The following is a 23200-nucleotide window of genomic DNA, read 5'->3' as shown; positions in this document are numbered from 1 at the left end:
TAAATATTTATAAATTTAAAATTCAATTGTTCAGTAATTTTAAATCGATATGTATAAGAAAAAGCGGGAAGAATCCCGCTTTTTCTTAAAGTATCAAATTAATACTCGAATTAACGACGTAAACCTAATTTGTTAATTAATTCACGGTAACGAGTAATGTCTTTGTTACGTAAGTAGTTAAGTAAGTTACGACGCTTACCAACCATTTTTAATAAACCACGACGAGAGTGGTGATCTTTTTTGTGAGTACGTAAGTGCCCATTTAAAGAGTTAATGTTTTCAGTTAAAACTGCAATTTGAACTTCTGGAGAACCAGTATCGTTCGCATGAGTTTTGTAAGTGCTGATGATTTCGTTTTTACGTTCTTGAGTTAATGCCATGTTTTTTCACCTCATAATAATATTGTTGAACACCTATCACCTAGCAGTCGTCGGTGAATCGATTTGCCAAGCAACGGTTTTTCAAGTACTTTAATAATATTACATTGTTTTAATTATAAAAGCAAGTATTCTAAATTAGTTATTGTCTAAAATAACTTTTTACTGTTTCACGATCTTTCTGTAATTGATCGATTAACTCATTTATACCATTAAACTTCTTTTCATCACGTATTCTAGCATACCAAAAAATTTCAACTTCTTTTCCGTATATATCTTCATTAAATTCAAAAATATTAACTTCAATTGTTTGTTTTTGGAACTCATGATAGAAAGTTGGTTTGTATCCAATATTACACATACCTTCATATATTTCACCATTAACAATACATTTTACAGCATAAACACCTACTGATGGTAATGCATATGGAATGGAAACAGAAATATTAGCTGTTGGAAATCCAATTGTTCGGCCACGTTTGTCACCATCTACAACGATCCCTTTAATTTGATACTGCCTGCCAAGTAAGTGGGTAGCTTCTTCCATTTCACCAGCTTTTATCGCTTCTCTAATTCGTGTTGAACTTACTTTCTCCTCGTCTAAAACGAATTTTGAAACTGTTGATTGAGTAAATTCACCTCTAGAATGAAATGGTAATGATTCCATATTCCCTTTACCATATTTTCCAAATGAAAAATCAAATCCAGCAACAACATGTTTTGCATTTAAAGAAATAATGTATTGATCGACAAATTCTTGTGGTAGTAATGTCGCAAATTCCTCTGAAAATTCAACAACAAATAATTGGTCTACACAAAGTTTCTCCATCCACTTCACTTTTAGCTCCAAAGGTGTCAAATAAGAAATCGCATCATCACGATTTCCGAGAATTGCAGATGGATGTGGATTGAATGTCATAACTGATAATAATAATCCTTTTTCATCCGCAATTTCTTTGGCAGTTTTTATGACTTGTTGATGACCTTTATGTACTCCATCAAAAAAGCCAAGTGCTAAGACCGTTTCTTTACAATCTTCTTTTTTTATTGAATGAGGATGGGTGATTTTTATTATTTTTGTCATATATATCACCTTTTCTATAATCAAGTCTCTTTTCCCATTATAGAACAATGAATAAAATTTATATAGTTTTTTCTATTGGTTATGAAATACTCTTGTCGGTTTAATTACATTATTATTTTTAGGGTTTGGAGTGTACATTGCAATAATTCTATTATTTTCGTTGTAGACTGCAATATATTCCCCTTCTTTACAGTTCATCGTATTCGGAAAAAATCCACCATTAAAAACTCTTACTTCTTCTTCAGCTGTCACAGTTAGACGTGGATACTCATTAAGAGCTTGCTCCATCGATAACATGACACGATCTAAAGTAAAATCATTAGCATTTTCTTCTAATTCAGCAAATGTAACACAATCATCAATCGTAAATGCGCCTGCTTTTGTTCTAGTTAAATAAGACATGTGAGCAGGGAATCCTAAAAGCTCACCAATTTGAACAGCTAAAGTTCTAATATATGTACCTTTACTACAAAAAACTTCAAATTTAAAAGAAATTGTTTCTCCTTCGAATACTTCTCGATCATCAAGTAAAATAATTTCAAATATTGTAACCGTTCTAGTTGGACGTTCAACTTCAATTCCAGCTCTAGCGTACTCATATAGCTTTTTACCATTTACTTTTACAGCAGAGTACATTGGAGGAGTTTGACTGATATCTCCAGTTAATTGATTTAATACATTTAAAATTTCTTCACGAGTAATAACTCGATCAACCTTCTTTTGATCAATAATTTCACCATGAGCATCCTCGGTTGTTGTAGAAAACCCTAAAGTAATTTCACCAATATATTTTTTCCGATCATCGGTTAAATATGGTATTAGCTTTGTAGCTTCACCTACACATATTGGCAAGACGCCCGTTACTTCTGGATCAAGGGTTCCTGTATGACCGACTTTTTTTGTCTTTAAAATCTTTCTTATTTTAAAGACGCAATCATGAGAGGTAAGACCCGCTGGTTTATTTAGTGCAATTACACCATTCATCTTATCACCTATCGTTTATTTTTTAGCATGATGAAAAATGGATAGACGAATCTCTCGCCTATCCATTCATTATCAGTTATTCTCTTTATTAATTTGAGTTAGCAATGTCTCAATTCGATTACCATAATCGACTGATTCATCAAATTCAAAAATTAATTCTGGTGTCTTACGTAAACGAATACGTTGACCAATTTCAGAACGAATAAATCCTTTTGCTTTCGCTAATCCAATTAATGTATTTTGACGTTGTTCATCGTCACCTAATACTGAAATATAGACTTTAGCTTGTTGAAGGTCACCAGTTACTTGAACATCAGTAACAGTTACGAAGCCGATTCTTGGATCTTTAATTTTTCTACCAATAATCTCACCAAGTTCTTTCTTCATTTGTTCCCCAACACGATGTGCTCTAACTTTCATACTTTCACCTCAATCTTACAAAGCAAAACATTACGTGCTTCATACAATTAGTTTAACTAAATGTATAAATAATTATTTATTATGCTGAACTTATTCATTTGTGATAAGTCCATTATTTTTTTCCAGTTTTAAATGATCATCTAGAAGAAAATAATATGATGTCTAGTTCCAGCGACTTGCCCCTCGAGGTCATAAGCCCATGACCAGTTAAGGTTAAAGACCAACCTTATCTGGTCCTTGTCTTATGCTTGTCGGGGCAGAGCGAGTCGCTTCCACTTTTCGTTATGTCTAGTTCCGAAAGCTAGCTCTTCGGTAATATTCCAACTACTTTCGAAGTGGACAAACCACCACTTCTTCAAGTTGCCGGAGATATTCCCTTCAGAGCTGGGCAAGCTTTCTCCACTTTTCGTTACTTACGTTTAATTTCTTCCATTACGTAAGCTTCGATTATGTCGCCTTCTTTAATATCATTGTATTTCTCGATTGTGATACCACATTCGTAGTTTGTCGCTACTTCTTTAACGTCATCTTTGAAACGTTTTAGTGTGTCTAATTGACCTTCGAATACAACGATACCATCACGAATTAAACGTACACCGCTGTCACGAGTGATTTTTCCATCAGTTACATAACATCCAGCAATTGTACCAACTTTTGATACTTTGAATACTTGACGAACTTCTGCTTGACCGATTACTTTTTCTTCAAACTCTGGGTCTAACATACCTTTCATCGCAGATTCAATTTCCTCAATTGCTTTGTAAATAATGCGGTGTAATCGAATATCTACATTTTCTAAGTCTGCAGTACGTTTTGCATTTACATCAGGACGTACGTTGAAACCAATAATAATCGCATTAGATGCAGAAGCTAAAATTACATCAGACTCAGTAATTGCACCAGCGCCTGTGTGGATGATTTTAACTTTTACGCCTTCTACTTCAATTTTTTGTAATGAAGCAGCCATCGCCTCAACAGAACCTTGAACGTCAGCTTTAACAATTAGATTGATTTCTTTTACGTTACCTTCTTGAATTTGAGCAAATAAATCTTCAAGAGATAATTTTGAGCTTTCACTACGTTGTTGCATAACTGCTTGTGAAGCACGTGCTTCACCAACTTGACGCGCACGTTTCTCGTCAGCAAATACCATAAAACGGTCACCTGCTTGAGGAACTTCATTTAAACCAGTAATTTCAACTGGCATTGATGGACCAGCCTCTTTAATTCGACGACCTAAGTCATTTACCATTGCACGTACACGACCAAATGAAGTACCAACTACAATTGGATCTCCAACTTTTAATGTACCATTTTGAACTAATAAAGTTGCAACTGCACCTTTACCTTTATCTAATTCAGCTTCGATTACAGTACCAAGTGCTTTACGTGATGGGTTAGCTTTATATTCTTCTACTTCACTAACTAAAAGAATCATTTCAAGTAACTGATCAACACCATTACCGTTTAATGCTGAAATTGGAACAAAGATTGTGTCTCCACCCCATGCTTCAGAAACAATACCGTGTTCAGTTAATTCCTGCATTACACGATCTGGGTTTGCAGATTCTTTATCCATTTTATTCACAGCTATAATAATAGGTACTTCTGCTGCTTTTGCGTGATTGATTGCTTCAACTGTTTGAGGCATAACACCGTCATCAGCTGCTACAACGATAATTGTAATATCAGTAACTTGTGCTCCACGTGCACGCATAGTAGTAAATGCTGCGTGACCAGGCGTATCTAAGAACGTAATTTTCTTTCCTTCGATTTCTACTTGGTAAGCACCGATATGTTGTGTAATTCCACCTGCTTCTCCAGCAGTTACCTTTGATTTACGAATATAGTCAAGTAAAGTAGTTTTACCGTGGTCAACGTGACCCATAATCGTTACAACTGGTGGACGTTCTTGTAGATTAGCCTCATCGTCAGCTTCATCAATAAAGCTTTCGAAATCATTTTCATCGACAATAACTTCCTCTTCAACTTCAACTCCGTAGTCACTTGCTAATAATTCGATTGTGTCTTTATCAAGGTCTTGGTTGATTGTCGCCATAATGCCTAACATAAATAATTTTTTAATTAATTCTGATGGTTCTTTACCTAATTTTTTTGCAAGCTCAGAAACTTTTAATGATCCTGAGAAGATTATTTTATTTGAGGTGTTCTCGGTTGAGTTATTTTTATGATTCATATTTTGGTTGCCTTTCTTTATCCCTGTCGTTTGTCGATCTTCAATTTGACTGCTTTGCTTTTGGCTATCAGTCTTTTTCTTTTTATTACTGTTCTTTTTTGATTTTTCTTTCGTATCTTCTAATTGATAGTCTGCTTCATAATCAAGCTCTTCACTAGCTTCTACATTAAATGCAGAAATTACCTTAAAAGAAGATTTAGACATAGCTTTTTGGGGTTGTTTGATCTCTACAGACTTTGGTTGAAAACTCTTATTTAACTTTTCAACAATATCCTCTGCAATTGTGGCCATATGATTCTTTACTTCGATTTTTAAATCCTTGAGTCTTTCAATAATTTCCTTACTTGAAACATTTTGCTTTTTAGCATACTCATAAATTCTAATTTTCGTCATACGTTCACCCCCAGATTAGTCCATTAATTTAATAATGTCTGAAGTTTTGTTGCAAATCCTTGATCAGTAATTGCAACGACCACTCGAGCGTCTTTCCCAATAGCGTGCCCTAATTCAAAGCGATTTTCAACATAACAAAGTGGAGTATTGTAATAAGTTGTCTTGTCTTTTATTTTCTTCGCGGTTAAATCGGAAGCATCCTTTGACAAAATAACTAGTTTTGCTCTTTTTTGCTGGACTTCTTTTACAACTAACTCTTCGCCTGAAACCACTTTACGAGCTCTAGCTGCAAGTCCTAATAAAGACAATCCTTTATTTGTCATGCTTTTTCCTTTTCAATAAACGCTAAAAGTTCTTCATATAGACTAGCATCAATTTTAGCGTTTAATTGCTGTTCTAAAGTATTTTTTTGCTGCGCTTGTTTTACTACTTCAACAGATTTTGTTAAGTAAGCTCCACGACCAGATTTTTTTCCACTTGGATCAATGGATACTTCTCCTTCTTTAGAACGTACAATTCTGATTAATTCTTTTTTTGGTTTCATTTCTTGTGTTACAACACACTTACGTAAAGGAATTTTTCGATTCATGAGTTTACTCACTCCTCATTAAAGTCGTCAGCGTAAGCATCGAAATCATCATTAGATACAGTTACTTCTTGCGCTGGTGATGTATAGTCAATACCAATTTTATCTGCGTCAGACTGTGATTTAATATCAATTTTCCAACCAGTTAAACGGGCAGCTAATCTAGCATTTTGACCTCTTTTTCCAATTGCAAGAGATAATTGGTGATCTGGTACTACTACTGTAGTTGCTTTTTCTTCTTCATTTACTAAAACTCTAATAACTTGAGATGGACTTAATGCATTTGCAACAAATTCAACTGGATCTGAAGACCAACGAACAATATCAATTTTTTCACCTTTTAATTCATTAACGATTGATTGTACACGTTGACCTTTTTGACCTACACAAGCACCTACTGGATCTAAATCAGGATTGCTTGTATATACTGAAATCTTAGAACGGTCACCTGCTTCACGGGCTACTGAACGAATTTCTACAACACCATCATAAATTTCAGGTACTTCTGTTTCAAATAAACGCTTTAATAATCCAGGGTGAGTACGTGATACAAAAATTTGTGGACCTTTTGATGTTTTTTCAACTTTTGTAACAAATACTTTAATGCGATCATGGATTCTATATTTCTCAGTTGGAATTTGTTCAGTTACAGGAAGTACTGCTTCAATTTTACCTAAGTTAACATAAATTGCGCGTGAATCGATACGTTGAACTGTACCTGTCATCATATCTTCTTGGCGGTCAATATATTCTGAATAAATTACACCGCGTTCTGCTTCACGAACTCTTTGTGTTACTACTTGTTTAGCAGTAGTTGCAGCAACTCGTCCAAAGTCTTTAGGAGTTACTTCTAATTCAATGATATCTCCTACCATAAAGTTTGGATTATGTTGTTGTGCTTCTTCAACAGTAATTTCTAAACGTGTATCAAACACATTGCTTACTACTTCTTTTCTTGCAAAAACACGAATTGAACCATTATGTAGGTTAAAATCAACTCGAACATTTTGTGCTTGATTAAAATTACGTTTATATGCTGAAATTAAAGCTGCTTCAATTGCTTCAATTACTACATCTTTACTAATTCCTTTTTCTCTTTCAATTATTTCTAATGCTGTTAATAACTCCGAACTCATTAAAAGTACCCCCTACTTAGAAAAACGTAACAGCAAGTCTTGCACTTGCGATCTTTGGTGTTGGAATAGTCATCATTTTTTTTCTTGTTTTAATTGTTAACTCTAACTGAACTTCCTCTGACGTATAGGAAATTAATTTCCCTTCGAATTTCTTTTCGTCAAGGATTGGTTCATAAGTTTTAATGAAAACTTGTTTTCCAATTGCTTTTATAAAATCTTGTTCTTTCTTTAAAGGACGTTCAGCACCTGGTGATGAAACATCTAAGAAATAAAGGTTTTCAATTGGATCTTTTTCATCTAAGACTTCACTTAGTTTTTCACTTACTGCAGCACATTGCTCCAAATCAATTCCAGACTCACTATCTATAAATACTCGAAGGAACCAGTCTTTTCCTTCTTTTACGTATTCTACATCAACTAACTCTAATCCTAGTTGTTCAATTATTGGTTGTGCTAATTCTGATACAACCTCTGTGACCTTCTTACTCAAGAAGTATCCTCCTTCCAAACATTACAAGATGAAAATTCCCTGCTATTTAGCAGGGAAATTATCTTTAGTATTTCCAATTTACGCAATTATTGTAACTTAAAATTCAAGTTACATACTACGCAAGAGATGAATTGGGTCATAAGGGTAATAAGAAAGAGCAGGTTGCCCCTGCTCTTCAAGAAAAATCCCGTGCTAAATTACATCTGTATCTACTATACCATAATTCCCAAGTTTTGCAAACTGTTAAAAGCCATCGAAAAGTGATAATTGGTTTTGATCAGGTAAGTTTTGTAAACAGCCTTGTTTATCTAAATACTCTAAAACTGTTTTTGAAATTTTACTTCTTTGTTGTAAGTCTTCTTTCGAAAGGAATTCTCCATCTTCTCTAGACGAAACAATATTTTTAGCCGCATTCGTTCCTAATCCTGGAATCGAATTAAACGGTGGGATTAGCTTATTCCCATTTACTAAAAATTCATCTGCACTTGAACGATATAAATCCATTTTTTCAAACGAAAAGCCTCTTTCACACATTTCCAAAGCAATTTCCAATACAGTCATTAAACTTCTTTCTTTTACTGAAGCATCTAATCCTTTTATTGCGATTTCTTCTATTTTAGCTTTAATCGCACTTGGACCGGCTATCATTGCTTCAATATCGAAATCTTCAGCACGAACTGTGAAGTATGCAGCATAATAAAGGATTGGATGGTGTACTTTGAAATATGCAATTCGTACTGCCATTAATACGTAAGCAGCGGCATGCGCTTTAGGGAACATGTACTTAATTTTTTTACAAGAATCAATATACCAAGCAGGTACTTTATTATTTCTCATTTCTTCTTCCCACTCTGCTGGTACACCTTTACCTTTACGAACAGATTCCATTATTTTAAATGCTAATGAAGGCTCTAATCCTTGATAGATTAAATAAACCATGATGTCGTCACGACAACCAATTACTTCAGAAAGTGTACAAGTCCCGCTGTTTATTAATTCAGATGCATTTCCTAACCATACATCTGTACCATGTGATAAACCAGATATTTGAACAAGTTCAGAAAATGTAGATGGCTTTGTATCTTCTAACATTTGACGTACAAACTTAGTACCAAACTCTGGAATTCCATAAGTACCTGTTTTACAGAGTATCTGCTGTTCAGTTACCCCTAACGACTCAGGTCCTGCAAATATCTTCATTACTTCAGGGTCATCAGTTGGAATCGTTTTTGGATCGATTCCACTTAAGTCTTGGAGCATACGGATAACCGTTGGATCATCGTGTCCTAATATATCAAGTTTTAATAAATTATCATGAATTGAATGGAAATCAAAATGTGTCGTTTTCCATTCAGACTTTACATCATCAGCTGGGAACTGAATCGGTGAAAAATCATAAATGTCCATATAATCTGGAACTACTATAATTCCACCTGGATGTTGTCCAGTTGTTCTTTTTACACCTGTACATCCCATAGCTAATCGATCATATTCAGCACCACGTAAATTTAGATTATGATCATTTGCATACCCTCTTACATAACCGTATGCTGTCTTATCAGCTACAGTACCGATTGTACCTGCACGATAGACATAGTCCTCACCAAAAAGTACCTTTGTATAATTATGAGCAGTTGGTTGATATTCACCGCTGAAATTCAAATCGATATCAGGAACCTTATCTCCTTTAAATCCAAGGAAGGTTTCGAAAGGAATATCATGACCATCTTTTTTATATGCAGTACCACATTCCGGACAATCTTTGTTCGGTAAATCGAATCCAGAACCTACTGATCCATCATTGAAAAACTCAGAATGCTTACAATTTGGACAGACGTAATGTGGTGGTAAAGGATTTACTTCTGTAATTTCTGTCATGGTCGCTACTAATGATGATCCTACAGATCCCCTTGAACCTACTAGATACCCATCATCTAATGATTTTTTTACAAGTTTATGCGAAATCAAGTAAATTACGGCAAAACCATGTCCAATAATACTTTTTAACTCTTTTTCAAGACGGGCTTCTACAATTTCTGGTAATTGCTCTCCGTAAATAGATCTTGCCATTTGATAGCTCATATCGCGAACTTCATCTTCAGCACCTTCAATTTTTGGAGTATATAAGTCATCCTTAATTGGCTTAATATCTTCAATTAAACTAGCAATTTTTTGCGTATTTGTAACGACTATTTCTTTTGCTTTTTCTTCTCCTAAAAAGGCGAAGGCAGATAGCATCTCATTAGTTGTTCTAAAATGAACATCTGGTAATCGATGTCGATTTAATGGATTTGCTCCACCTTGAGACCCAACTAATATTTTGCGATAAATTTGATCTTCTTTTTGTAAGTGGTGAACGTTACCAGTACCAACTACAATTTTTTCTACCTTTTCAGCCATTTTAACAAGCTTTGAAATAACTTCTCTTAAATGTTGTTCATTTCGAACAATTTCTAATTCTACTAAATGTAAAAGTGTCTCTGGCGGCATTACTTCGATATAATCATAAAACTCCATTAGCTTTTCTGCTTCTTCAGGAGATTTTTGAACACTTGCCTCAAAAACTTCACCTTTATCACATGCAGATCCAACTAATATACCTTCGCGATGTTTCACTAATAATGATCTAGGAACCCTTGCAACTCGATGATGATAATGGATATGAGAATATGAAACAATTTTAAACAAGTTTTTTAGTCCAGTTTCATTCGTAGCTAAAAGAGTTGCATGTGATGGTCTTGCTCGTTTATAAGCATCGCCTTTCCCCATGTTATTATTTAGCTCGTCATGATAATACATATCCTGCTCTGCTGCATCTTTCAGCATTTTTAGAAGTAAGAAGCCAGTGGCCTCAGCATCGTAAATCGCTCTATGATGTTGTGTTAAGTTAATATCGAATTTTTTACATAGTGTATTTAATCGAAAGTTTTTAAAATCCGGATACAAAGTTCTAGCTAACTCAAGCGTATCAATTACACCATTATTTGTAATACCAATTTCATATTTTTTAAAGCCCATTTGAATAAAGCCCATATCAAATGAAGCATTATGAGCTACTAGTATATCGTCACCCATCCACTCTTTAAACTCACGAAGTACCACATCAACATTTGGGGCATCTCTTACCATTTCATCAGTAATTCCCGTCAATTCAATCGTAGTTGCAGATAGTGGATGATGTGGATTTGCAAATCGTTCAAATCGGTCAATGATTTCACCTTTATGAATCTTTACAGCAGCTAACTCGATGATCGTATCATAAACCGCAGAAAGACCTGTTGTCTCTACGTCAAATACAACATAGGTTGCTTCCTCTAATGAAATATGAGATGGATTATATGCTGTTGGTACACCATCATTTACTAGATTTATTTCAACGCCATATAGTATTTTCACACCGTGTTTTTTCCCTGCTCCAAATGCTTCAGGGAAGGATTGAACAACCGCATGATCCGTTATTGCAATTGCTTCATGTCCAAACTTACCTGCTTGTTTGACTAAATCTCCTGCTGAAACAACTGAATCCATTTGGCTCATATGTGTATGAGCATGTAACTCAATTCTACGCTCTCCTTCTGGAGCTTCGTCCTTGCGTTCATCTGGGGTAATTTCATTTATATCATTTGCAATCATGACTAAATCACGTACAAAAGTATCGTTTTGTACGGATCCTCTAACTTTTACCCACATACCCTTTTTAATTTTATTTAACATCGGGATATCTTCTTTATCTCTAGAGAACATTTTAACTAGTATTGAGCTCGTGTAATCGGTAATTTTAAAGGTAATTAAGACACGGCCGCTCTTAAGTTCACGAATTTCAGAATCGAATACATATCCTTGCAGAACAACTCGTTTTTCTTCTTCAATGATTGACGAGATTGTATTAATTTCAGTTTCCTTAATATAATATCCAACGACAAGAGGACCTGAGGGCTCATCTCCTTCAGCTTCTTCAGCAGCCTCTTTCTTTTCTAATTCAACAAGTACTTCCATCGCTCGCTTGCGATCTTCTTCAGCTTTTTTCTCAAGAAACTCAGTTTTTTCTTCAACATTGTCTTTAATCGTATTCTCAAAAAACAACTTAGGAAAACCTACTTTTTGATATAAATCTTGCAGCTGAGGAACGTATCGATTTGTAAAAGCATTTTCTTCAATTAGACTATTTAAATGGATCATTACTTTATTATTTTCAACTGAAGGTAGAGCAGATTCAATATGTTGTAATATAGGTGATTTCGATTCAACAGATTGAATCATAAATGACCAATAATCAATTACTTTTTGTTCTTCTATTTTTGGATTTTCCGTATTAATAACGACTGAAACATCTGCTATATGTTTAAAAGTCCTTAATAAACTTGTTAAAAAAACTTGAAACGTTGCAAAAGGTAAAACATTATCTATTTTAAAAGTAAACTGCCATTTTTTTTCGCTTTTATTTACTTCAAGATTTACGATTTCCCCATTTTTAAAATACAAATCTCGCATATCTTCAGGAAATTGGAGCTGATCTAATAATAGCTGAAACCGCTCCTGACGTGTTTGTCCCATTTTTTCACCAACCTTATTATATAAATTGCAGTATATGTGTAAAAAAATCGAAAGTACCTCCACATAAATAAGAGGTACTTTTTATTTGTGTGCGATTACCGTAAGGTGTCGCTTCCACTTTTATTTTATTTTAACATATTTATTTCATTCACAAGGTTAGAAATTTCTACTTCTTTACTAACTTGTCCATCTCTAGTTTTAAGTTCTACAATTCCTTCTGCAGCTTTTTTACCAACAACTACACGTACAGGAATTCCGAAAAGATCTGCGTCTGCAAATTTTACACCTACACGTTCATTTCGGTCATCTAATAATACATCTTGTCCAATCTCTTTTAACGTTTTATAAATATCGTCTGCTAAATTTACTTGCTCTTCATTCTTTGTATTTACAGTAATAACATGTACATCAAAAGGAGCTAGGTTTTTAGGCCAGACAATCCCTTTCTCGTCATTATATTGCTCTACAATTGCAGCTAATGTACGAGATACACCAATACCATAGCATCCCATAATGATTGGATTCGATTTTCCATTTTCATCAAGGAATGTTGCATTCATAGACTCAGAATATTTTGTACCTAATTTAAATACATGACCTACTTCAATACCTTTTGCGAATGAAATAGTTCCTTTACCATCTGGTGATAAGTCACCTTCTTGAATAAATCTTAAGTCTACGAAATCTTTAACATCATAGTCTCTATTTACAGTTACGTTAATGTAATGATAACCTTCTTCATTTGCCCCACAGCAACCATTTACAATACCTTTAATTGCATTATCTGCTAATACTAATAAATCTGATTTTACTCCAATTGGACCTAGTGATCCTATTTCACAGTTCATTAGTTCTTTTACTTCTTCTTTAGAAGCAAGCTCAACTGAATGTGCACCTAAATAATTCTTTAATTTAATATCGTTGATTTCATGGTCACCACGAGCAAGCACTAATACAAAACTTTCATCTGCCTTGAAAATAATTGATTTAATGCTTTTTTCAATCGGTAAGTTTAAGAATTCAATTACTTCATCGATTGTTTTTTGATTTGGCGTTTCTACTTTTTGAACTTCTTCTAATTTCTCATCAGATGGTTCGTAATTCGCAACAACTGGTGCCATTTCAATATTTGCTGCATAGCTAGATTCATTTGAAAATGCGATTGTATCTTCACCAATGTCAGATAACACCATGAATTCATGCGTATCTTTTCCACCCATTGCTCCTGAATCAGCAACAACCGCTCTGAAATTTAAACCACAACGAGTAAATACGTTACTATAAGCCGTAAATAAACGATCATATACTTCATCCAAGCTTTCTTGTGATGCATGGAAAGAATAAGCATCCTTCATTAAAAATTCACGACCGCGAAGTAGTCCAAAACGAGGGCGTTTTTCATCACGGAATTTTGATTGTACTTGATAAAGTGTAATCGGTAATTTTTTATATGATTTTAATTCATCGCGAATAATGGAAGTAACAACTTCTTCATGAGTTGCTCCTAATGCAAATCCTCTACCGTGACGATCTCTTAAACGCATTAGTTCTGGACCAAAATTATCCCAACGACCTGATTCTTCCCATAATTCTTGCGCTTGCATTGATGGCATTAACATTTCCATCGCACCAGCATTATTCATTTCTTCTCGAACAATATTTGCTACTTTTTGAAGAACTTTATTGCCTAAAGGTAAGAAACTATATATACCAGATGCATTTTGTCTAATAAATCCTGCTCTTAATAATAATTGATGGCTTTTTATATCTGCATCTGATGGTACTTCACGAAGAGTTGGACTATATACGATACTTTGTTTCAAAAGGATTCACCTCATATTTTTCTTTTATTCTTATATTCTTTTTTTATAAATTATTTTAAAAATAATTGTTTTAAAAGCTATTTCTATAAAAGGCCTTTGTAAGTTAAGAATCCGCTCCCACTTAAAACGGGCTAATTGACAAACAATATGTCATTAAGCCCGTTTTATAAACAAGTAAGTCGCGGATTCTTTAAACAAAATTCATGAAATTACACGATTAAATTAAACAGAGCTTCTTATAAGAAAAATCTTTTAATATCGTTCCAAGTTACGATGATCATTAATAACATTAAAAGCGCAAAACCAATAAAGTGAACGACACCTTCTTTTTGGCGATCTATTGGTCGACCTCTTAATGCTTCTATTGCAAAAAATGTTAGTCTTCCTCCATCAAGAGCCGGTAATGGTAATAAATTCATAATACCAAGGTTGATACTTAAAAACGCTGCCCATTTCATTAAGTAGAAAATACCTGATTGTGCAGCTTGATCTGTTACCTGATAAATACCAACTGGACCTGAAAGATTATTGATTGAGAATTGACCAGATACTAAATGCCCAACTGCTAATACAATTTCTTTTGTCCATCCAATTGTTTCAGTTATACCATATTTAACCGAAGAAAAAACATTTTTTTCAACAGGTGCATATACACCGATTAAACCATTTACTTTATGGTCGATTGTTTCTGATTTTGGAGTAATTGGAATCGAAATAACTTTGTTATCTCTTTTTACTTTAAATAATAATTCTTTACTTGGGCTTTCTCTTACAATTTTAACGACTTCTGCCCACTTTGAAACATCTTTATTATCAATTGATAAAACAATGTCGCCTTCTTTTAGACCAGCAGTTTGTGCTGGACCTTTTGGAAGTAATTCACCAATTTTAGCATCATTTACTGGAGTTCCTTGAAGTAATCCCAATAAGATAAAAATCACTAAAGCTAAAACAAAATTCATCATTGGTCCTGCAAAAATAGCAATCGCTCTTTTTCCAACTGATTTACTATTAAATTGTCGGTTATACGGAGCAATTTGATGACCTTGTCCTTCACTATAAATGAACGCTTTTTCATTTACATTGAATTTTGAAACGCCTTCTGTTCCTTCTTCAGTACCAATGATTTCTAACTTATGTTCTAAATCTATTGAATCAACTTCAACAAAACGAAGATCTTGGAAACGATCAAACTGATCAACTACAATTTTAGTAACTTCCCCGATTGAGTTAAATTGTAAACCGATATGTGATCCAGGCTTTACTTGTACCATTTCTGGATCTTCTCCAGCGTAACGAACATAACCACCAAGCGGCAATAATCTTATTGTGTATGTAGTTTCATTTCGATAAAATGAGAAAACCTTTGGACCAAACCCAATTGCAAATTCTCTACATAATATACCAGCACGTTTTGCAAAATATAGATGTCCTAGTTCATGAAAAAATACAAGTGCGCCAAAAATTACAACAAACGCTATAACTGTATTCATCTAATTACCACCCTTACTTTATTAGTGATGAAACGAATTGTCTTGTTTGTTCATCAATGTTACGAATTTCTTCTAATGAAGGTTTACTTATTACATTGTGTTTTTCAAGAGCGTTTTCTATTAAATTCTCAATTTGTAAGAATGATATTTTATTCTGTAAAAAAGCAGCTACCGCTTCTTCATTTGCTGCATTTAATACAGTTGGTAAACTACCGCCAACTTTACCAGCTTGGTAAGCATAATCCAAACATTTAAACCTGTTAAAATCCATCTCCTCAAAATGAAGTGTCCCAAATTTAATCAAATCTAATGGCTTATGATTAGTAATTGGTTTTCTTGAAGGATAGTTCAGTGCATAGGCGATTGGTACCCTCATATCAGGTGTTCCTAATTGTGCCATTACACTTCCGTCATCGAATTCAATCATAGAGTGTATAACACTTTCTCTATGAAGTACTACATCAATTTTTTCATATGGCATATTAAATAGCCAATGTGCTTCAATTACTTCTAATCCTTTATTCATCATCGTAGCTGAATCAATTGTAATCTTTGCTCCCATTGACCAATTTGGATGATTTAGCGCATCTTCAATAGTAACATCCTTTAATTGATCTCTTGTTTTATCTCTGAAGCTACCACCTGAAGCTGTAATGATTAATTTATGTATTTCATTTGGGTTTTCACCATTTAAACATTGATAGATTGCTGAATGCTCACTATCTACTGGTAAAATTGAGACACCATATTTTTCTGCTTCAGCCATTACAATATGACCTGCTGTAACTAATGTCTCTTTATTCGCTAGTGCGATTGTTTTACCATTTTGGATGGCTTTCATAGTTGGAACTAAACCTACACTTCCAACAACAGCGTTTACAAGTATTGTACTGTCTTCATGAACGGCAACTTCGATAAGGCCTTCTTCACCATATAAAACTTTGATTTGTGAAGGGATACCTAAGCTCGTCAGTTTTTCAGCTTCTTCTTTACCAGCAACTGAAACTAGTTTTGGTTTAAATTCTAAAATAATCTTATATAATTCATCAATATTTCTCCCAGCTGAACACGCGACTAATTCAAAATCATTTGATTGATTTCTAATAATATCGAGTGTTTGTATACCGATTGAACCAGTTGCTCCAAGTAAGCTGATTTTCTTCATTTTCATATGTCTCCTTAAATGCAAAAACTAATACTATAACGTAAATAGTAAATAGACGATTGGCAATGTGAAAATGATACTATCAAATCTGTCTAAAATCCCACCATGACCAGGTAATAAATTTCCTGAGTCTTTCACACCGTAGTATCTTTTATATGCAGATTGTACGAGATCACCTAATTGACCAAAAATCGAAACAAGAACAGCTACTAGTACTAAATATAGTATTGAATGATTTAAAGTTAACATAATCGATAAAATTACTGCAACTACTACAGCACAAATAATTCCACCTATCGAACCTTCAATCGTTTTATTCGGACTAATATCAGGCCAAAGTTTAGTTTTACCTGTCGCTTTCCCAATAAAATATGCACCCGAATCAGTTGCCCAAATTACGAATAATGGGAAGAAAAAGAATGCAATCCCCATATTTCTCATCTCGTACATATAATGAAATCCTAATCCTACATATAAACTACTTAGTACTACAAAAGAAGCATCTTCAAAAGTAAATGTATTCTTTGTAATTACCGTATATGATAAAAGTAGTAGGATTAGTACAATTGAAATTTCTGTTTTACCGATTTCCACAGGAAAAATCTTATTTGATAAATCATTTGGTGTAATTGCTACCCATGTTAAGATTAATCCAAGTACAGTTTGTGCACTAAATAAATTAAACTTTTTCATTCTAATCAATTCAAAATAACCGATTGTCCCAAGTGCAAATACAAGTAATCCAAACGGCCATTTACCAAATATTACTAATCCTAAAAATAATGCTCCAGCTATAACTCCTGTTATAATACGCTGTTTCAAGTTCGTTCACCGCTTTCTTAAATACCACCATATCTTCTAGCTCGATTTTGATATTCTTTAACCGCATCAATTAAACACTCTTCGGTAAAATCGGGCCATAATACATCTGTAAAATATAGTTCAGAATAAGCAATTTGCCAAAGCATAAAATTACTAATCCTTAATTCACCACTTGTTCTAATTAACAAATCTGGATCTTTAAAATCACTAGTCATTAAATAACGATTGAACAATTCTTCATTAATTTCTTCTTTATTTACTTTATTATCCAATACATCTGAAGAAATCTTTTTAACTGCAGAAATAATTTCGTCTCTAGATCCATAATTTAGGGCAAAATTTAATACCATACCCGTATTATTTTTAGTTTCCTCTACTGCTCTTAATACTGCTTCTGTAGTATAGCTTGGTAATTGCTCTTTATTTCCAGTTAATCTTACCTGCACATTTTCTTCGATTAATTCAGGTAAAAATGTCCCTAGAAATTCTTGTGGTAACTTCATTAAGAATTCTACTTCAGTTTTAGGCCTTTTCCAATTCTCAGTTGAAAAAGCATATAAAGTTAACGTCTTTACACCCAATTTACTAGCAGTTCTTGCAATTTTTCGAACTACTTTCATTCCCTCATAGTGTCCCTTAACCCTTGGAAGATTCCTCTTTTGTGCCCATCTACCATTACCATCCATTATTATTGCAACATGCTCAGGAATTACTCCATCGACCCCATTTAATTGCGAACTTGGAGGTACATTTTTCTCTTCTTTATTTCTTTTAAAAAAAGAAATTAATTTAAACATCTTTAATCCTCCGTCTAAGTATATCTAATTAAAGCATTGAGTAAAAAAACCCCCTTAAACAGAGGGTCTTTTTACTCAAAGCGCTTAGTTTATTTAATTATAATGCAATAATGAAATTATGTAATAGCATAATGTGAAAAATTCATTATTTTTCTAAGCGCTAATAAGATATACCTTGCAATGCAGTATTAAACTTCCATTATCTCTTTTTCTTTTTCTTTTGTGATTCCATCGATTTTTTCGATATGTGAATCTGTTTGTTTTTGAATGTCTTCTACAAGACCACGTAATTCATCTTCAGTAATTTCACCATTTTTTTCTGCTTTTTTCAGATCATCATTTGCATCACGGCGGATGTTACGTACTGCAACTTTAGCATCTTCAGCAGATTTTTTAACTACTTTTACTAAATCGCGACGACGCTCTTCTGTTAATGGTGGGAAACTAATTCTGATTACAGTTCCATCATTTGAAGGGTTTAATCCTAAGTCAGCTTTTTGAATCGCTTTATCCATATCATTAATGACTGTTTTATCGTAAGGAGTAATTAATAATAATCTTGCTTCTGGTACTGAAATATTTGCCATTTGGTTGAGTGGTGTTGGAGCACCATAATATTCAACTAAAACTTTATCTAAAATAGCTGGGTTTGCACGACCAGCACGTACTGTTGCTAATTCTCTAGAGAAAGCAGAAACAGCTTTTGTCATTTTTTCTTTTGCTAAAGAAATGATTTGATTAGACATCTTTATTTCCCCTTTACTATTGTTCCAATATTTTCGCCAAGTACGGCACGTTTAATATTACCTTCTTCCATAATTGAGAATACAATTAATGGAATATCATTGTCCATACATAAAGAAGATGCAGTTGAATCCATTACACCTAAACCTTCTTTTAATACGTCTAGATATGTAAGAGTTTCGTATTTTACAGCAGTTTTATCGATTGATGGGTCAGCTGAATATACTCCGTCTACATTATTTTTTGCCATTAAAATAACATCTGCTTCAATTTCAGCAGCACGTAATGCAGCAGTAGTATCAGTTGAGAAATAAGGATTTCCTGTACCAGCAGCAAAAATTACAACACGTTTTTTCTCTAAATGACGAATTGCTTTACGACGGATATATGGTTCTGCAACTTGACGCATTTCAATTGATGATTGTACACGAGATTGTACACCAAGTGTTTCAAGACTATCTTGAAGTGCTAAAGAGTTCATTACAGTACCTAACATGCCCATGTAGTCAGCTGTAGCTCGGTCCATACCCATTTCGCTACCTGTTTTACCACGCCAAATGTTACCAGCACCTACTACTACTGCAACTTCAACATCTAGTTCTGCAATTTCTTTAACTTGTTCAGCAATTGATTTAATAACAGATGGATTAATTCCAAATCCTTGCCCGCCAGCTAGTGCCTCACCACTAAGTTTTAATACTACGCGATTATACTTTGCTTTACTCATAATACCCTCCATTTACGTACATCTATGTATTTACGTTTCTTTAAAAAATAGGGAACACATAGTGTCCCCTATTTTCATTCAAAGTAACTAAATTAGTTACCTTTTACTTGATTCATTACTTCTTCAGCAAAGTTATCTTCACGTTTTTCTAAGCCTTCTCCAACTTCATAACGAACGAAAGATTTAACAGTTCCGTTAGCAGCTTTAACGAATTGACCTACTTTAACGTCTGGGTTTTTAACGAAAGATTGATCTAATAAGCAGATTTCTTCGAAGTATTTACCAATACGTCCTTCTACCATTTTCGCAACGATGTTTTCAGGTTTACCTTCGTTTAATGCTTGTTGAGTTAAAATTCCACGCTCATGCTCAACTTCTTCTTGAGAAACAGCATCACGAGAGATATATTTAGGGTTGATTGCAGCGATGTGCATAGATACGTCTTTAGCAACATCTTCTTTAGTTGTTCCTTCTACTACTGAAAGAACACCGATACGACCGCCACTGTGTAAGTAAGCACCAAATGCATCAGCATCAGTTTTAGAAACTAATTCAAAACGACGTAAAGAGATTTTTTCTCCGATTTTAGCAATAGCATGGTTGATGTATGTTTCAACAGTTTCACCAGTTGCCATTGTTTGTGCTAAAGCTTCTTCAACAGTTGCAGGTTTGTTAGCAACGATATGTTTAGCAAGAACAGAACCTAATTCTTTGAAACCTTCGTTTTTCGCAACGAAATCAGTTTCAGAGTTTACTTCGATTAATACTGCATCGTTTCCAGAAACTTCAACGAAAGTTAAACCTTCAGCAGCGATACGGTCACCTTTTTTAGCAGCTTTTGCGATCCCTTTTTCACGAAGGTAGTCGATTGCTTTGTCCATGTTACCTTCAGTTTCAGTTAATGCTTTTTTGCAATCCATCATACCAGCGCCAGTTTTTTCACGTAATTCTTTTACCATTTGTGCAGTAATTGCCATAATATTTCATCTCCTATATGTAAGCTTATTTTATTCAATCGTTTTATAAGGTAAACAATTTCTGATTATTTTAACCTTAAAAAAAGGTGATAAAAGGCTAAAACCTCTTATCACCTTTCAATTTCTCATTAAGCAGTTGTTTCTTCGCCTTGTTTCGCTTCAAGAATCGCATCTGCCATTTTTGATGTAAGAAGTTTTACAGCTCTAATAGCATCGTCGTTTGCTGGGATAACGTGATCGATTTCATCTGGATCACAGTTAGTGTCAACAATACCGATGATAGGAATGTTTAACTTACGTGCTTCAGCAACAGCGATACGCTCTTTACGAGGATCAACTACGAATAATGCATCAGGAAGTTGCTTCATGTCTTTGATTCCGCCTAAGAATTTTTCAAGACGTTCTAATTCTTTTTTAAGTTGAATAACTTCTTTCTTAGGTAACACTTCAAAAGTGCCATCTTCTTGCATTCTTTCGATATCTTTTAAACGTTTAACACGTTTTTGGATTGTTTGGAAGTTTGTTAACGTTCCACCTAACCAACGTTGGTTAATGAAGTACATACCAGAACGGATTGCTTCATCTTTAATAGCTTCTTGAGCTTGTTTTTTAGTACCAACGAAAAGGATGTTTCCACCTTCAGCAGCGATACCTTTCATTACGTTGTAACACTCTTCAACCTTTTTAACTGTTTTTTGTAGGTCGATGATGTAGATACCGTTACGCTCAGTGAAGATGTAACGTTTCATTTTTGGGTTCCAACGGCGTGTTTGGTGACCGAAGTGAACACCAGCTTCTAATAATTGTTTCATAGAAATTACTGACATTTTATTTCCTCCTAATGGTTCTTTTTCCTCCGCTCACGTCTTCTTCTCCTATCACTCCCAAACTGGGTAGCACCAATAAGAAAATCGGCAAGCGTGTGTATTAACACCATGGACTACTATAGCATATACATTATTAATTATCAAGAGAAAACGAGAAATTATTGTCGAAGTTTCAACAATGTTTGCTTTTTCTTTTCTCTATCTAAATCCTTCTTGCATTTTCATCCATAGAAAGTCTTTTTTAAATCATCGAACTGCTATTATTTAAATTTGGGCTATTTTTCCATACTTTTGATTAACACATGAATGGAATAAATCAAGTGATTTAGAAATGAGAATTCACCTGTCCCAACAACAGAATCTTTATCAGTATTGGGAATTTTTGTTAATTTATTCAACTTAATCGTATTCTTCTTCATATTTTATTAAATCGTTAAAATAGAATTGTCAATAAAGTAAATAATATGAGGCTGATTTGCATTACTCAAATATAAATAATCTTAAAAATCATTATAGTGCCATTTAAAATTCTAAATGAATTCATTGTGGAGTTTACAAAGCTCCTATATATTTTTTTTACTTAAAAGATCTCTTAATTTAAAAATAGATTTAGCATGGATCTGAGACACCCTAGAAGTCGATAAATTAATAATTGTTCCAATTTCAGTAAATGTTAATTCTTCATAATAATACAAACTTATTACTAGCTGTTCTTTCTCATTTAATTCAGTTTCAATCCTCTTAGCAAGTAGCTTATTTTGTTCATCTTTCAGTAGCATTTCTTCTGGTGTTAATGTTTCATGATCCTTTATTGTTTCAATAAAATTAACTTGTCCATCTCCAGCATCTTTGATTTGTTCATCTACAGACAACATATTAGAGAAAAACACATCATTCATGACATTAATAACTTCCATCGAAGAATAACCAGTGTACAGCGCTATTTCTTCAGGTGTAGCTTTTCGTTCAAGAGTCGGTTCTAACTTTTCAATTGCATTTTCAATTTTTTTTGCTTTATCTCTAATTGTTCTAGGTAACCAGTCTTCTTTACGAAGACCATCCAGTATATTACCACTTATTCTTATTGAAGCATATGTTTCAAATTTCAAATCTCTTTTCGGGTCAAATTTCTCTAGTGCGTCATATAAACCCATTAACGCTAAACTGTGTAAATCATCCCTGCTGATGCTGACACTTGAAGGTAATCTATGAGCTATACGATTTACTTGAAAGTGAACTAGTGGCATATATATCTGCATTAACGTATCTCCGGCATCTAAATCACGATCTTCAATCCACTTTTTCCAATAACTTTGTGAAACATTTTTTTGAACTTGCAACACGTTTTTCACCTCAGCGAATTACCATATTATGTTTAATACTTGATTGACAATTTGTTCTTAAATTAGTGATTTTTGGCGAAATTAAATTTTTAGGCAACATTTAAATAAAGGGAATTAAAGCTTTACTCAAGTTTTATTCGTACTATTGAATATGCAGTTTCCGATTAAATATGTACTATGTCCATTTCCCAAGGAGTCTAGTGAATGCATCAAAAGGAGATTAAAAAAAATCTAGATTTAATTCATCAAATTCTTCTTTTA

The 23200-nt window shown here is 33.8% G+C and carries 20 protein-coding genes; all 20 read right to left on the bottom strand.

The genetic code is table 11. From position 1 onward, the window contains the following. Positions 1-110 precede the first annotated feature (110 nt). The 20 genes from rpsO to COE53_RS01555 all read right to left on the bottom strand — a co-directional run bounded on the left by rpsO (position 111) and on the right by COE53_RS01555 (position 22936). A complete protein-coding gene (gene rpsO / locus COE53_RS01650) occupies positions 111-380 on the bottom strand; it encodes a 30S ribosomal protein S15 (RefSeq protein ID WP_025568545.1) in 270 nt (89 codons plus the stop codon). Between the two features lie 139 nt (positions 381-519). Next, positions 520-1461 carry a bifunctional riboflavin kinase/FAD synthetase gene (ribF, locus tag COE53_RS01645; RefSeq protein WP_029715282.1) on the bottom strand — a complete coding sequence of 314 codons (942 nt, stop codon included), beginning with the start codon at positions 1459-1461 and terminating at the stop codon, positions 520-522. Positions 1462-1533: 72 nt separating this feature from the next. Further along, positions 1534-2445, bottom strand: coding sequence for a tRNA pseudouridine(55) synthase TruB (gene truB, locus COE53_RS01640; protein ID WP_025568544.1), 912 nt, complete (start codon positions 2443-2445; stop codon positions 1534-1536). A gap of 72 nt (positions 2446-2517) precedes the next feature. Further along, positions 2518-2865: a 30S ribosome-binding factor RbfA gene (rbfA, locus tag COE53_RS01635; protein WP_025568543.1), complete on the bottom strand. Its 348-nt coding sequence runs from the start codon at positions 2863-2865 to the stop codon at positions 2518-2520. Between the two features lie 409 nt (positions 2866-3274). Next, positions 3275-5455 carry a translation initiation factor IF-2 gene (infB, locus tag COE53_RS01630; RefSeq protein ID WP_098947344.1) on the bottom strand — a complete coding sequence of 727 codons (2181 nt, stop codon included), beginning with the start codon at positions 5453-5455 and terminating at the stop codon, positions 3275-3277. Between the two features lie 23 nt (positions 5456-5478). Beyond that, positions 5479-5778: a YlxQ family RNA-binding protein gene (locus COE53_RS01625; protein ID WP_025568541.1), complete on the bottom strand. Its 300-nt coding sequence runs from the start codon at positions 5776-5778 to the stop codon at positions 5479-5481. After that, positions 5775-6044: an RNase P modulator RnpM gene (gene rnpM / locus COE53_RS01620; RefSeq protein WP_025568540.1), complete on the bottom strand. Its 270-nt coding sequence runs from the start codon at positions 6042-6044 to the stop codon at positions 5775-5777. Before rnpM ends, COE53_RS01625 begins: the two co-directional genes overlap by 4 nt. A gap of 8 nt (positions 6045-6052) precedes the next feature. After that, positions 6053-7177 (bottom strand): transcription termination factor NusA, encoded by a 1125-nt coding sequence (nusA, locus tag COE53_RS01615; protein WP_025568539.1) that lies wholly within the window; start codon positions 7175-7177, stop codon positions 6053-6055. Positions 7178-7193: 16 nt separating this feature from the next. Beyond that, positions 7194-7667, bottom strand: coding sequence for a ribosome maturation factor RimP (gene rimP / locus COE53_RS01610; RefSeq protein WP_025568538.1), 474 nt, complete (start codon positions 7665-7667; stop codon positions 7194-7196). Positions 7668-7910: 243 nt separating this feature from the next. Further along, positions 7911-12221 (bottom strand): PolC-type DNA polymerase III, encoded by a 4311-nt coding sequence (locus COE53_RS01605; protein WP_098947342.1) that lies wholly within the window; start codon positions 12219-12221, stop codon positions 7911-7913. A 125-nt stretch (positions 12222-12346) separates the two neighbouring features. Then, positions 12347-14044, bottom strand: a complete 1698-nt coding sequence (locus COE53_RS01600) for a proline--tRNA ligase (protein ID WP_069034505.1) — start codon at positions 14042-14044, stop codon at positions 12347-12349. Positions 14045-14280: 236 nt separating this feature from the next. Further along, positions 14281-15537, bottom strand: coding sequence for an RIP metalloprotease RseP (rseP, locus tag COE53_RS01595; protein ID WP_069034506.1), 1257 nt, complete (start codon positions 15535-15537; stop codon positions 14281-14283). Between the two features lie 13 nt (positions 15538-15550). Beyond that, on the bottom strand, positions 15551-16702 hold the full coding sequence (gene dxr / locus COE53_RS01590; protein ID WP_069034507.1) for a 1-deoxy-D-xylulose-5-phosphate reductoisomerase: 1152 nt from the start codon (positions 16700-16702) through the stop codon (positions 15551-15553). Positions 16703-16735: 33 nt separating this feature from the next. Next, entirely contained in the window at positions 16736-17524 is a 789-nt protein-coding gene (locus tag COE53_RS01585; RefSeq protein WP_069034508.1) for a phosphatidate cytidylyltransferase, read from the bottom strand. Positions 17525-17541: 17 nt separating this feature from the next. Beyond that, positions 17542-18321: an undecaprenyl pyrophosphate synthase gene (locus COE53_RS01580; protein ID WP_069034509.1), complete on the bottom strand. Its 780-nt coding sequence runs from the start codon at positions 18319-18321 to the stop codon at positions 17542-17544. Between the two features lie 188 nt (positions 18322-18509). Further along, positions 18510-19067, bottom strand: coding sequence for a ribosome recycling factor (gene frr / locus COE53_RS01575; RefSeq protein ID WP_069034510.1), 558 nt, complete (start codon positions 19065-19067; stop codon positions 18510-18512). Positions 19068-19069: 2 nt separating this feature from the next. After that, on the bottom strand, positions 19070-19792 hold the full coding sequence (gene pyrH / locus COE53_RS01570) for a UMP kinase (protein ID WP_069034511.1): 723 nt from the start codon (positions 19790-19792) through the stop codon (positions 19070-19072). 92 nt (positions 19793-19884) lie between these two features. Next, positions 19885-20769 (bottom strand): translation elongation factor Ts, encoded by an 885-nt coding sequence (gene tsf / locus COE53_RS01565; RefSeq protein WP_069034512.1) that lies wholly within the window; start codon positions 20767-20769, stop codon positions 19885-19887. Between the two features lie 128 nt (positions 20770-20897). Next, positions 20898-21596: a 30S ribosomal protein S2 gene (gene rpsB, locus COE53_RS01560; protein ID WP_056470859.1), complete on the bottom strand. Its 699-nt coding sequence runs from the start codon at positions 21594-21596 to the stop codon at positions 20898-20900. A 563-nt stretch (positions 21597-22159) separates the two neighbouring features. After that, positions 22160-22936 (bottom strand): FliA/WhiG family RNA polymerase sigma factor, encoded by a 777-nt coding sequence (locus COE53_RS01555; protein ID WP_254664608.1) that lies wholly within the window; start codon positions 22934-22936, stop codon positions 22160-22162. Positions 22937-23200: the final 264 nt, after the last annotated feature.

Source organism: Bacillus sp. AFS029533 (assembly GCF_002585125.1).
Classification (GTDB): domain Bacteria; phylum Bacillota; class Bacilli; order Bacillales; family Bacillaceae_G; genus Gottfriedia; species Gottfriedia luciferensis_B.
The sequence above is the reverse complement of the archived record's forward strand: the minus strand, read 5'-3'. Positions and strand labels throughout refer to the sequence as shown.

Bases quoted from the DNA above. Each gene is read 5' to 3' on its own strand.
- frr (WP_069034510.1), bottom strand. From the start codon at position 19,067: ATGTCTAATCAAATCATTTCTTTAGCAAAAGAAAAAATGACAAAAGCT.
- dxr (WP_069034507.1), bottom strand. From the start codon at position 16,702: ATGAAGAAAATCAGCTTACTTGGAGCAACTGGTTCAATCGGTATACAA.
- truB (WP_025568544.1), bottom strand. From the start codon at position 2,445: ATGAATGGTGTAATTGCACTAAATAAACCAGCGGGTCTTACCTCTCAT.
- rseP (WP_069034506.1), bottom strand. From the start codon at position 15,537: ATGAATACAGTTATAGCGTTTGTTGTAATTTTTGGCGCACTTGTATTT.
- tsf (WP_069034512.1), bottom strand. From the start codon at position 20,769: ATGGCAATTACTGCACAAATGGTAAAAGAATTACGTGAAAAAACTGGC.
- rpsO (WP_025568545.1), bottom strand. From the start codon at position 380: ATGGCATTAACTCAAGAACGTAAAAACGAAATCATCAGCACTTACAAA.
- nusA (WP_025568539.1), bottom strand. From the start codon at position 7,177: ATGAGTTCGGAGTTATTAACAGCATTAGAAATAATTGAAAGAGAAAAA.
- COE53_RS01580 (WP_069034509.1), bottom strand. From the start codon at position 18,321: ATGTTTAAATTAATTTCTTTTTTTAAAAGAAATAAAGAAGAGAAAAAT.
- COE53_RS01605 (WP_098947342.1), bottom strand. From the start codon at position 12,221: ATGGGACAAACACGTCAGGAGCGGTTTCAGCTATTATTAGATCAGCTC.
- COE53_RS01625 (WP_025568541.1), bottom strand. From the start codon at position 5,778: ATGACAAATAAAGGATTGTCTTTATTAGGACTTGCAGCTAGAGCTCGT.
- rnpM (WP_025568540.1), bottom strand. From the start codon at position 6,044: ATGAATCGAAAAATTCCTTTACGTAAGTGTGTTGTAACACAAGAAATG.
- ribF (WP_029715282.1), bottom strand. From the start codon at position 1,461: ATGACAAAAATAATAAAAATCACCCATCCTCATTCAATAAAAAAAGAA.
- rbfA (WP_025568543.1), bottom strand. From the start codon at position 2,865: ATGAAAGTTAGAGCACATCGTGTTGGGGAACAAATGAAGAAAGAACTT.
- infB (WP_098947344.1), bottom strand. From the start codon at position 5,455: ATGACGAAAATTAGAATTTATGAGTATGCTAAAAAGCAAAATGTTTCA.
- rpsB (WP_056470859.1), bottom strand. From the start codon at position 21,596: ATGTCAGTAATTTCTATGAAACAATTATTAGAAGCTGGTGTTCACTTC.
- pyrH (WP_069034511.1), bottom strand. From the start codon at position 19,792: ATGAGTAAAGCAAAGTATAATCGCGTAGTATTAAAACTTAGTGGTGAG.